Below are 12,002 nucleotides of genomic sequence, written 5' to 3' on the forward strand. Positions count from 1 at the left end.
GTGCCCACCCGTGCCGCCCAAGCGGCACGACTGCCCACAAGGGCGGCGCGCAGCCCGCACCCCCACCGCGGCAGCGGAAGCGCCGGCGGCAGCCACAACGCCGAAGGGCGGCCACCCCGGCAAGGGGTGGCCGCCCTTCGACTCAAGCGACCCGCTTACTGGTTGTACGGACCGTAGTCGTAGTCCTCCAGCGGCACAGCCTGCCCAGAGCCCGTGCCGAACGGCGAGTAGTCGATGTCGTCGTAGCCCACGGCCGAGTACATCGCGGCCTTGGCCTCCTCGGTCGGCTCGACCCGGATGTTGCGGTAGCGGGACAGGCCCGTACCGGCCGGGATGAGCTTACCGATGATGACGTTCTCCTTGAGGCCGATCAGGGAGTCGGACTTGGCGTTGATCGCCGCGTCCGTGAGGACCCTGGTCGTCTCCTGGAAGGACGCCGCCGACAGCCACGACTCGGTCGCCAGCGAGGCCTTGGTGATACCCATCAGCTGCGGACGGCCGGAGGCCGGGTGGCCGCCTTCCTGGACCACACGACGGTTCTCGGTCTCGAAGCGCGAGCGCTCCACGAGCTCGCCGGGCAGCAGCTCGGCGTCGCCGGACTCGATGATCGTCACACGGCGCAGCATCTGCCGGATGATGATCTCGATGTGCTTGTCGTGGATCGACACACCCTGCGAGTTGTAGACCTTCTGGACCTCGCCGACCAGGTGGACCTGGACGGCACGCTGGCCCAGGATGCGCAGCACGTCGTGCGGGTTGGTGGCACCCACGGTGAGCTTCTGGCCCACCTCGACGTGCTCGCCCTCGCTGACCAGGAGTCGGGCACGCTTCGAGATCGGGTAGGCCGTCTCGTCGCTGCCGTCGTCCGGCGTGATGACGATCTTCTTGGTCTTCTCCGTCTCCTCGATGCGGACGCGACCGGCCGCCTCGGAGATCGGCGCGACACCCTTCGGCGTACGGGCCTCGAAGAGCTCGACGACACGCGGCAGACCCTGCGTGATGTCGTCACCGGCCACACCACCGGTGTGGAAGGTACGCATCGTCAGCTGGGTACCGGGCTCACCGATGGACTGGGCGGCGATGATGCCGACCGCCTCACCGATGTCGACCAGCTTGCCGGTGGCCAGCGAGCGGCCGTAGCACATGGCGCAGGTGCCGACGGCGGACTCGCAGGTCAGGACCGAGCGGGTCTTGACCTCCTCGACGCCGTGGCGGACCAGCTCCTCGATGAGCACGTCGCCCAGGTCGGTGCCGGCCGGGGCCAGCACCCTGCCCTCGACGACGATGTCCTCGGCGAGGCAGCGCGCGTACACGCTGGTCTCCACATTGTCCGCCTTGCGCAGGACGCCGTCGGCGCCACGCTCGGCGATGTGGAGCTTCAGGCCACGGTCGGTGCCGCAGTCCTCCTCGCGAATGATGACGTCCTGGGAGACGTCGACCAGACGACGCGTGAGGTAACCCGAGTCGGCGGTACGCAGAGCGGTGTCCGCGAGACCCTTACGGGCACCGTGCGTGGAGATGAAGTACTCCAGCACGGACAGACCCTCACGGAAGGACGCCTTGATCGGACGCGGGATGGTCTCGTTCTTCGCGTTCGACACCAGACCACGCATACCGGCAATCTGACGCATCTGCATCATGTTGCCTCGTGCACCCGAGTTCACCATCATGAAGATCGGGTTGGTCTTCGGGAAGTTGTCGTTCATCGCCTCGGCGACCTCGTTGGTCGCCTTGGTCCAGATCGCGATGAGCTCCTGCGTGCGCTCGTCCTTGGTGATCAGACCGCGCTCGTACTGCTTCTGGACCTTCTCGTCCTGCGCCTCGTAGCCGCGGACGATCTCCTTCTTCGCCTCGGGAACGACGACGTCGGAGATGGCGACGGTGACGCCGGAACGGGTGGCCCAGTAGAAGCCGGCCGCCTTCAGGTTGTCGAGCGTCGCCGCCACGATGACCTTCGGGTAGCGCTCGGCGAGGTCGTTGACGATCTCGGAGAGCTGCTTCTTGCCGACCTCGTAGTCGACGAACGGGTAGTCCTCGGGCAGCAGCTCGTTGAAGAGCGCGCGGCCCAGGGTCGTCCGCAGACGGAACGAGTCACCCTGCTGCCACTCCGGCTCGCCCTCCTCGCGGGCCGGCGGGGTCCAGCCGCGCGGCGGGATGGTGCCCACCGGGAAGCGGATGTCCACGCGCGACTGCAGCGAGAGCTCGCCGGCGTCGAACGCCATGATCGCCTCGGCCACGGAGGAGAAGGAGCGCTCCTCGCCCTTCACGTCCCGCATCTCGCCGTCCGTGGTCAGGAAGAACAGACCGAGGACCATGTCCTGGGTCGGCATCGTGACCGGGCGGCCGTCGGCCGGCTTGAGGATGTTGTTCGAGGACAGCATCAGGATGCGGGCCTCGGCCTGCGCCTCCGCGGACAGCGGCAGGTGCACGGCCATCTGGTCACCGTCGAAGTCCGCGTTGAACGCGGTGCAGACGAGCGGGTGGATCTGGATGGCCTTGCCCTCGACCAGCTGCGGCTCGAAGGCCTGGATGCCGAGGCGGTGCAGGGTCGGTGCACGGTTCAGCAGAACCGGGTGCTCCGCGATGACCTCTTCAAGGACGTCGTACACGACCGTGCGGCCACGCTCGACCATGCGCTTCGCCGACTTGATGTTCTGCGCGTGGTTCAGGTCGACCAGGCGCTTCATCACGAACGGCTTGAAGAGCTCCAGCGCCATGGCCTTGGGAAGACCGCACTGGTGCAGCTTCAGCTGCGGGCCGACGACGATGACGGAACGCGCCGAGTAGTCGACTCGCTTACCGAGCAGGTTCTGACGGAAGCGGCCCTGCTTGCCCTTGAGCATGTCGGACAGCGACTTCAGCGGACGGTTGCCGGGGCCCGTAACCGGGCGACCACGACGGCCGTTGTCGAAGAGCGCGTCGACGGCCTCCTGAAGCATGCGCTTCTCGTTGTTCACGATGATCTCGGGCGCACCGAGGTCGAGAAGGCGCTTCAGTCGGTTGTTGCGGTTGATCACACGGCGGTACAGGTCGTTCAGGTCGGAGGTCGCGAAGCGGCCACCGTCCAGCTGCACCATCGGACGCAGGTCCGGCGGGATCACCGGGACGCAGTCGAGCACCATGCCCTTGGGGCTGTTGCTGGTCTGCAGGAAGGCGGAGACGACCTTGAGGCGCTTGAGCGCACGGGTCTTCTTCTGGCCCTTGCCGGTACGGATGATCTCGCGGAGCTTCTCGGCCTCCTCCTCGAGGTCGAAGGACTCCAGGCGCTTCTGCAGCGCCTGCGCACCCATCGAACCGTCGAAGTACGTGCCGAAGCGGTCGCGCAGCTCGCGGTAGAGCAGCTCGTCGCCCTCGAGGTCCTGGACCTTGAGGTTCTTGAAGCGGTTCCACACCTCGTCGAGACGGTCGATCTCGCGCTGGGCGCGGTCGCGCAGCTGCTTCATCTCGCGCTCGGCACCCTCGCGCACCTTGCGGCGCACGTCGGCCTTGGCGCCCTCGGCCTCGAGCTCGGCCAGGTCGGCCTCGAGCTTCTTGGCGCGGGCCTCGAGGTCGGCGTCGCGGCGGTTCTCGATCTGCTGGCGCTCGACGGAGACGTGGGCCTCCAGCGAGGGCAGGTCGCGCGTACGGCGCTCCTCGTCCACGTACGTGATCATGTACGCGGCGAAGTAGATGACCTTCTCGAGGTCCTTCGGGGCGAGGTCGAGCAGGTAGCCCAGACGCGACGGAACGCCCTTGAAGTACCAGATGTGGGTGACGGGAGCGGCAAGCTCGATGTGGCCCATCCGCTCACGGCGCACCTTGGCGCGAGTGACCTCGACGCCGCAGCGCTCGCAGATGATGCCCTTGAACCGGACGCGCTTGTACTTGCCGCAGTAGCACTCCCAGTCCCGCGTCGGACCGAAGATCTTCTCGCAGAAGAGTCCGTCCTTTTCGGGCTTGAGGGTGCGGTAGTTGATGGTCTCCGGCTTCTTGACCTCACCGTGCGACCACTGACGGATGTCGTCAGCAGTGGCGAGGCCGATCCGCAGCTCGTCGAAGAAGTTGACGTCGAGCACTTGTCGTCAATCCCTCTTTCGGGGTCGTGTCTTCAGGGGTCTGACTGGGGTCCGGGGTTGGCCGGGACCTTGTGGGTGAAGGTCCCGGCCAGACCCGTCAGACCTCTTCGACGCTGCTCGGCTCGCGCCGGGACAGGTCGATACCGAGCTCCTCCGCTGCGCGGAAGACGTCCTCGTCGGTGTCGCGCATCTCGATGGACATGCCGTCCGAGGACAGCACCTCCACGTTGAGGCACAGGGACTGCATCTCCTTGATGAGCACCTTGAAGGACTCGGGGATGCCGGGCTCAGGGATGTTCTCGCCCTTGACGATGGCCTCGTAGACCTTCACGCGGCCGGTGACGTCGTCGGACTTGATGGTCAGCAGCTCCTGCAGGGCGTAGGCGGCACCGTAGGCCTCGAGGGCCCACACCTCCATCTCGCCGAAGCGCTGGCCACCGAACTGGGCCTTACCACCCAGCGGCTGCTGGGTGATCATCGAGTACGGACCGGTCGAACGGGCGTGCAGCTTGTCGTCGACCAGGTGGTGGAGCTTGAGGATGTACATGTACCCGACCGAGATCGGGTCCGGGAACGGCTCGCCGGAGCGGCCGTCGAACAGCCTCGCCTTGCCGGACGGGAGGACCATGCGGTCGCCGTCGCGGTTCGGGATGGTGTGTTCCAGCAGACCGGCCAGCTCGTCCTCGCGGGCACCGTCGAAGACCGGGGTCGCGACGTTGGTCCGCGGGTCGACCTGGTCGGCGCCGATGGACTGCAGGCGCTGCGCCCACTCGTCCGCGAGGCCGGAGACGTCCCAGCCCTGGCTGGCGAGCCAGCCGAGGTGGATCTCCAGGACCTGTCCCGGGTTCATTCGGGACGGCACACCCAGCGGGTTGAGGATGATGTCGACCGGGGTGCCGTCCTCCAGGAACGGCATGTCCTCGATCGGCAGGATCTTCGAGATGACGCCCTTGTTGCCGTGGCGGCCGGCGAGCTTGTCACCGTCGGTGATCTTGCGCTTCTGCGCGACGTACACGCGCACCAGCTGGTTCACACCGGGCGGAAGCTCGTCGCCCTCCTCGCGGTCGAAGACGCGGACGCCGATGACCTTGCCGGTCTCGCCGTGCGGCACCTTCAGCGAGGTGTCACGGACCTCACGGGCCTTCTCACCGAAGATCGCGCGCAGCAGGCGCTCCTCGGGGGTCAGCTCGGTCTCACCCTTCGGGGTCACCTTGCCGACGAGGATGTCGCCCGCGATGACCTCGGCACCGATGCGGATGATGCCGCGCTCGTCGAGGTCGGCGAGGACCTCCTCGGAGACGTTCGGGATGTCCCGGGTGATCTCCTCGGGGCCGAGCTTGGTGTCACGGGCGTCGACCTCGTGCTCCTCGATGTGGATCGAGGAGAGGACGTCGTCCTGCACGAGGCGCTGCGACAGGATGATCGCGTCCTCGTAGTTGTGACCCTCCCACGGCATGAACGCCACGAGCAGGTTCTTGCCGAGCGCCATCTCGCCGTTCTCGGTCGCCGGACCGTCGGCCAGCACCTGGCCGGTGACGACCCGGTCGCCCTCGTCCACGACGACCTTCTGGTTGACGGAGGTGCCCTGGTTGGAGCGCGAGAACTTGGCGAGGCGGTACGTGATGTACGTGCCGTCGTCGTTGGCGGTGGTGATGTAGTCCGCGGAGACCTCCTGGACCACACCGTCCTTCTCGGCCTTCAGCACGTCGCCGGCGTCGACCGCGCAGCGGTACTCCATGCCGGTGCCGACGAGCGGTGCCTCGGACTTAATCAGCGGCACGGCCTGACGCATCATGTTCGCGCCCATGAGGGCACGGTTGGCGTCGTCGTGCTCGAGGAACGGGATCATGGCGGTCGCGACCGACACCATCTGGCGCGGGGAGACGTCCATGTAGTCCACGTCGTCGGGCGCGACGTAGTCGACCTCGCCGCCACGGCGGCGGACCAGCACACGGGCCTCGGCGAACCGGAGCTCGTCGGTCAGCGGCGCGTTGGCCTGCGCGATGACGAACCGGTCCTCCTCGTCGGCGGTCAGGTAGTCCACCTCGTCGGTGACCTGGCCGTCGGTGACCTTGCGGTACGGCGTCTCGACGAAGCCGAACGCGTTGACGCGGCCGTACGAGGCGAGCGAACCGATCAGACCGATGTTCGGGCCTTCAGGGGTCTCGATCGGGCACATGCGTCCGTAGTGGGACGGGTGCACGTCACGGACCTCGAAGCCGGCCCGCTCACGGGACAGACCACCCGGGCCAAGAGCCGACAGACGGCGCTTGTGGGTGAGACCCGACAGCGGGTTGTTCTGGTCCATGAACTGGGACAGCTGGCTGGTGCCGAAGAACTCCTTGATGGAGGCGACGACCGGCCGGATGTTGATCAGCGTCTGCGGCGTGATCGCCTCGACGTCCTGGGTCGTCATGCGCTCGCGGACGACGCGCTCCATACGGGCCAGACCGGTGCGGACCTGGTTCTGGATGAGCTCGCCGACGTTGCGCAGACGACGGTTGCCGAAGTGGTCGATGTCGTCGGTCTCGACGACGATCTGGTTGCCGTTGTCGCCGACCGTCTCGGTCTCGCCGGCGTGCAGCCTCACCAGGTACTTGATCGTCGAGATGATGTCCTCGACGGTCAGGATCCCGGCGTCCAGCGGAGCGTCGGCGCCCAGCTTCTTGTTGACCTTGTAGCGGCCGACCTTCGCGAGGTCGTAGCGCTTGGGGTTGAAGTAGAGGTTCTCGAGCAGCGTCTGCGCGGCCTCACGGGTCGGGGGCTCGCCCGGGCGCAGCTTGCGGTAGATGTCGAGCAGCGCGTCGTCCTGGCCCTGGGTGTGGTCCTTCTCCAGGGTGGCGCGCATGGACTCGTACTCGCCGAACTCCTCGAGGATCTGCTCGGTCGTCCAGCCGAGGGCCTTGAGGAGGACGGTCACGGACTGCTTGCGCTTGCGGTCGATGCGGACACCGACCATGTCGCGCTTGTCGATCTCCATCTCCAGCCAGGCACCCCGGGACGGGATGATCTTGGCCGAGAAGATGTCCTTGTCGGACGTCTTGTCGATGGTCGAGTCGAAGTAGACACCGGGCGAACGGACCAGCTGGGACACCACGACACGCTCGGTGCCGTTGATGACGAAGGTGCCCTTGTTGGTCATGAGCGGGAAGTCACCCATGAAGACCGTCTGAGACTTGATCTCACCGGTCTCGTTGTTGGTGAATTCCGCAGTGACGAACAGCGGAGCCGCGTAGGTGAAGTCGCGCTCCTTGCACTCGTCGATGGAGTTCTTCGGAGGCTCGAAGCGGTGGTCGCGGAAGGTCAGCGACATCGACCCGGAGAAGTCCTCGATCGGGGAGATCTCCTCGAAGATCTCCTCCAGACCGGACTTGGTGGGGACGTCCTGTCCGCTTTCCAGAGCCGCCTCGACACGAGCCTTCCACGCGTCATTGCCGAGCAGCCAGTCAAAGCTCTCGGTCTGCAGAGCAAGAAGGTTCGGAACCTCGAGGGGCTCCTTGATCTTTGCAAAGGAGATGCGCAGCGGGGCGGTGCTGGCGCCGTTGTTCGTATTCGCGGTCGAGGCAGTGCGCGAGGCGGCCAAGAGGGGGTCCTTCCGAGGGCTCGGACTCACTACGCGCGTACCGGTCCCAGGCTGGGTACAGGGACAGAGAAACCCGGGCGGGGTCGCTTCGGTCCGCTGTGCTCATACATGGGCATGCCCCTGGTGACGGGCAGGAGGCAGCTAACAGGCAGCGCAAAGGGTCAGTGTAGCCACTCGGCCCACTGATGTCCAGTGCGGGTTTTTGGAGACCCTCATTGTTCTCAACACCTGCGGCAAGCCACGCCCTCAGTGCACATCGATACTGCCCTCTTCGTCGTCGATCCATGCCTCGGATACGGATCGTTGTGACGACGCGTCCTGAGAATTGCGCGCTGCGTGCAGTTCGTCAAGGCCTTCCAAGCACTGACCGGGTGCTGCGATTGTCACGTTGGAGCCCGTCACCCGGCGCCCGGAGGCGCAACGAAGATCACCATACTCGCCAGGACGGACAGTGCAAGGCAGCCCTCGCGGGAGGCCGGGAACAGCGAAGGGCGACCACCCGGATGGGTGATCGCCCTTCAGTGCGTATGCGTCAACAGCGCTTTGACAGCGCCCGCACGCGCGAGCCGAGCCGGTACCCGCTCAGCGGAGCCCGGCTACGACTCGTCGGGTCACTTGACCTCGACGGAGGCGCCGGCGGCCTTGAGGGACTCGGCAGCCTTGTCCGCGGCCTCCTTGTTGACCTTCTCGAGGACCGGCTTCGGGGTGCCGTCGACGAGGTCCTTGGCCTCCTTCAGGCCCAGGGAGGTCAGCTCGCGCACGACCTTGATGACCTGGATCTTCTTGTCGCCGGCGCCGGTGAGGATGACGTCGAACTCGTCCTTCTCCTCGGCGGCCTCGGCGGCCGGGGCGCCCGGGACACCGGCGGCGGCAACGGCGACCGGAGCGGCGGCGGTGACGTCGAACTTCTCCTCGAACGCCTTCACGAACTCGGAGAGCTCGATGAGGGTCATCTCCTCGAACTGCGCGAGCAGGTCTTCCTGGCTGAGCTTCGCCATGATGGGCGATCCTTCCACTAATTCGGCTGGTGCCGGATGTACATGTCGGCGGGCGTACGTTGGGCCCGCTTCGACCGTCGCTTCAGGCGGCCTGCCTCAGGCGGCGGTCAATGTGCGAGCCGAATTACTCGGCACCGCCCTGCTCGGCCTGCTTGGCGCGAAGCGCGTCCACGGTGCGGACGAGCTTCGACGGGAGCGCCTGGAAGACCGCGGCAGCCTGACCCTGCTTGGCCTTCATGGCGCCCGCCAGCTTGGCGAGCAGAACCTCGCGGGACTCGAGGTCCGCAAGCTTCTTGATCTCGTCGGCGGACAGCGCCTTGCCGTCAAGGACACCGCCCTTGATGACGAGATTCGGGTTTTCCTTGGCGAAGTCACGAAGACCCTTCGCCGACTCCACCGGGTCACCGGTGACGAAGGCAACCGCCGTCGGACCGTTGAACAGGTCGTCCAGCGTGTTGATCCCGGCCTCGTTGGCCGCAATCTTGGTCAGCGTGTTCTTCACCACGGCGTAGGACGCGTTCTCACCGAGAGAACGGCGCAGCGTCTTGAGCTGCGCCACGGTGAGACCGCGGTACTCGGTCAGCACGGCGGCGCTCGAGTTGCGGAACTTGTCCGTCAGCTCGGCAACCGCGGCAGCCTTGTCGGGCCTCGCCATAGAGCCTCGGCCTCCTTCCGGGTGATTCGGACCGCGCGGACCCGAAGGAGGACTGGGGAAAACGAAACGCCCCGGCGCAGGCGCACGGGGCGTGAGCTCGACCGAACATCCACGAGGGATACGTCCGGGAGCACTTCCACAGTCACCTGCGCGGGTCGTCCGCTGTTCAGCGGATCCTTCGGCCACCGCACTCTCTTGCGAGGGCACGGCAACGACCAGCGGTCTTTGGCTTCCGTGGAAGACTACGTGAACGTATCGGCGTCAAGCAAATCCGACCGGGACGGCGGTCCGCCCGCCCGGCTCAGACGCCCTTGCCGGAGGCCGCGGCCCCCAGCTCGCCCAGCATCTCCACCAGGTCGAACGTCTCGCTCGCGGCAGGCGGGGCGACGGAGGCCTTGGCGCCGAAGTCGGTGTAGTCGGCCCTGACCTCGACCGCGCCCTCAGGGCTGTCCATCCGGACGTCCATACGGGCCGGCAGCTCGTCCTCGTTGACCCAGACCTCGATGTCGTACCCCTCGATCTCGGACTTCTCGAGGTTGCTCAGCAGCTCCTTGCGCTCCTTCGCGTCGAGGGTGTCGAACGCCTTGTTGGACTTGATGGCCTCCTCGACCGTCAGGGTGCCCTTGTAGTGCTCGGTCTCCATGCCGTTGACCTTCGCGGAGCCGACGTGCTTGAGGTTGGGCGACTCCAGGAGGAGGGCGAGCTGCTGGGCCGGGTTCTGGTTCATGTTGTCCAGGCCGGCCGTCATCTGACGGGCGGTCTTCTCGTCCGGGGCCTGCTTGGCGATGGCGGCGAAGTCCATCTTCATCCAGCGCTTGCCGTCCATCTGGGCGGCCTGCTTCGCGCCCATGTCCATGTAGAGGACGTTGTCCTGCCACAGCATGCGCATCTTCTCCGGGGCGTCCGGGTTGCCGGCGGTGAGGGCAGAACCCTCCATCGTGACGTCCATCACGGTCGGGTCCCAGCCCTGGACGCCGCTGATCGTCATCTCGCCGCCCTCGGCGCCCGGAACCTTCATGACCATGTCGACATGGGCGGAGCGGACGTCGGCCGTCTTCTTGTACGCGGCGGACAGCGCGGTCGCCGGGGAGTTGACGGTCGTGCCCTCGCCCGCGGCCTTGGCGTCCTTGGGCTTGTCCTGGTCGGTGGAGGCCGAGCAGGCCGCCGTGGCCGTGAGGACGGCGGCGGTGGCGAGGGCGGCGAGCGGCATGCGGATGGTCGTCTTCACTGGGGTCCCCCCGGGATGCGGTGTGGATGTGGAACGACGGGACGCACACGGACCTCCCCGGTCTGGTGCGCGGACACCAGTGATCTTATGAGAGAGCTGTGACAGCCGGGACGAGTTCTTTCTGGCAGTCCTGTCCGGCTGGATCTGCCGCATCCCGGCAAGCAGAACGGCGGCGGCCCCACACACCGAGGTGTGCGGGGCCGCCGCCGTGCGTGGGGCGAGCTGTAGGGCTCAGACCGCGGCCGGGTCCTCCTCGACGAGGAGGTTGCGGGTGCGGTTCGGGTCGACCGGAATGCCGGGGCCCATCGTGGTGCTGATGGCGGCCTTCTTGATGTAGCGACCCTTGGCGGCGGACGGCTTCAGACGGAGGATCTCCTCCAGCGCGGCGCCGTAGTTCTCCACCAGCTTGGCCTCCTCGAAGGAGGTCTTGCCGATGATGAAGTGCAGGTTCGAGTGCTTGTCGACGCGGAACTCGATCTTGCCGCCCTTGATGTCGGTGACAGCCTTGGCGACGTCCGGGGTCACGGTGCCGGTCTTCGGGTTCGGCATCAGGCCACGGGGACCGAGCACGCGGCCGAGGCGGCCGACCTTGCCCATGAGGTCCGGAGTGGCGACGACGGCGTCGAAGTCCAGTCGGCCCTTCGAGACCTCGTCGATCAGCTCGTCGGCGCCGACGATGTCGGCGCCCGCGGCACGCGCGGCCTCGGCACGGTCACCGGTCGCGAAGACCAGGACCCGGGCGGTCTTACCGGTGCCGTGCGGAAGGTTCACGGTGCCACGGACCATCTGGTCGGCCTTGCGCGGGTCGACGCCCAGACGGAAGGCCACCTCGACGGTGCCGTCGAACTTGGTGGTGGAGGTCTCCTTGGCGAGACGGACGGCCTCGAGCGGGGCGTAGAGCTTCTCCCGGTCGATCTTGGCGTCCGCAGCGCGGAGAGTCTTGCTGCGCTTGCTCACTGCTGCTCCTGTGTGTTCTGAGGAGTCGTGGTGCGGGCCGAGCAGGCCCTTCCACGGTTACTACGGTTGGGTTCAGCCCTCGACCGTGATGCCCATGGAACGGGCGGTGCCGGCGATGATCTTCTCGGCGGCGTCCAGGTCGTTGGCGTTGAGGTCGGGCATCTTGGTGGTGGCGATCTCGCGGACCTGGTCACGCGTCAGCTTCGCGACCTTGGTCTTGTGCGGCTCGCCGGAGCCCTTCTCCACGCCCGCGGCCTTGAGGATCATCCTCGACGCCGGCGGAGTCTTGGTGATGAAGGTGAAGGAACGGTCCTCGTAGACCGTGATCTCCACCGGGATGACCCAACCGCGCTGCGACTCGGTCGCGGCGTTGTAGGCCTTGCAGAACTCCATGATGTTGACGCCGTGCTGGCCCAGCGCGGGGCCGACCGGCGGGGCCGGGTTGGCTGCGCCGGCCTGGATCTGGAGCTTGATGAGCCCCGTGACCTTCTTCTTCTTGGGAGGCATTCCGGGTCCTGTCCTCTTC

Annotated in this window: 7 protein-coding genes; all 7 read right to left on the reverse strand. The window is 66.7% G+C overall.

Annotated features, from left to right (window positions below; all coding sequences use genetic code 11):
* Positions 1–155: 155 nt before the first annotated feature.
* Positions 156–4,055, reverse strand: coding sequence for a DNA-directed RNA polymerase subunit beta' (locus STSP_RS24715; protein ID WP_067282270.1), 3,900 nt, complete (start codon positions 4,053–4,055; stop codon positions 156–158).
* 97 nt (positions 4,056–4,152) lie between these two features.
* Complete coding sequence (gene rpoB, locus STSP_RS24720; RefSeq protein WP_067282274.1) at positions 4,153–7,638, reverse strand: DNA-directed RNA polymerase subunit beta; 3,486 nt, start codon at positions 7,636–7,638, stop codon at positions 4,153–4,155.
* A gap of 611 nt (positions 7,639–8,249) precedes the next feature.
* Positions 8,250–8,636 (reverse strand): 50S ribosomal protein L7/L12, encoded by a 387-nt coding sequence (gene rplL, locus STSP_RS24725; protein ID WP_067282275.1) that lies wholly within the window; start codon positions 8,634–8,636, stop codon positions 8,250–8,252.
* A gap of 124 nt (positions 8,637–8,760) precedes the next feature.
* Positions 8,761–9,291, reverse strand: a complete 531-nt coding sequence (gene rplJ / locus STSP_RS24730; RefSeq protein ID WP_067282276.1) for a 50S ribosomal protein L10 — start codon at positions 9,289–9,291, stop codon at positions 8,761–8,763.
* Positions 9,292–9,592: 301 nt separating this feature from the next.
* Complete coding sequence (locus STSP_RS24735; protein WP_078067472.1) at positions 9,593–10,519, reverse strand: hypothetical protein; 927 nt, start codon at positions 10,517–10,519, stop codon at positions 9,593–9,595.
* A 231-nt stretch (positions 10,520–10,750) separates the two neighbouring features.
* Positions 10,751–11,476, reverse strand: coding sequence for a 50S ribosomal protein L1 (rplA, locus tag STSP_RS24740; protein ID WP_067282278.1), 726 nt, complete (start codon positions 11,474–11,476; stop codon positions 10,751–10,753).
* A 72-nt stretch (positions 11,477–11,548) separates the two neighbouring features.
* A complete protein-coding gene (gene rplK / locus STSP_RS24745) occupies positions 11,549–11,983 on the reverse strand; it encodes a 50S ribosomal protein L11 (protein WP_067282281.1) in 435 nt (144 codons plus the stop codon).
* Between the last annotated feature and the right edge of the window lie 19 nt (positions 11,984–12,002).

It is taken from the genome of Streptomyces jeddahensis (assembly GCF_001642995.1).
GTDB classification, from domain to species: Bacteria; Actinomycetota; Actinomycetes; order Streptomycetales; family Streptomycetaceae; genus Streptomyces; species Streptomyces jeddahensis.

Excerpts from the sequence above, each read along its gene's own strand:
- rplL (WP_067282275.1), bottom strand. The coding sequence starts at position 8,636 with ATGGCGAAGCTCAGCCAGGAAGACCTGCTCGCGCAGTTCGAGGAGATG.
- rplK (WP_067282281.1), bottom strand. The coding sequence starts at position 11,983 with ATGCCTCCCAAGAAGAAGAAGGTCACGGGGCTCATCAAGCTCCAGATC.
- rplJ (WP_067282276.1), bottom strand. The coding sequence starts at position 9,291 with ATGGCGAGGCCCGACAAGGCTGCCGCGGTTGCCGAGCTGACGGACAAG.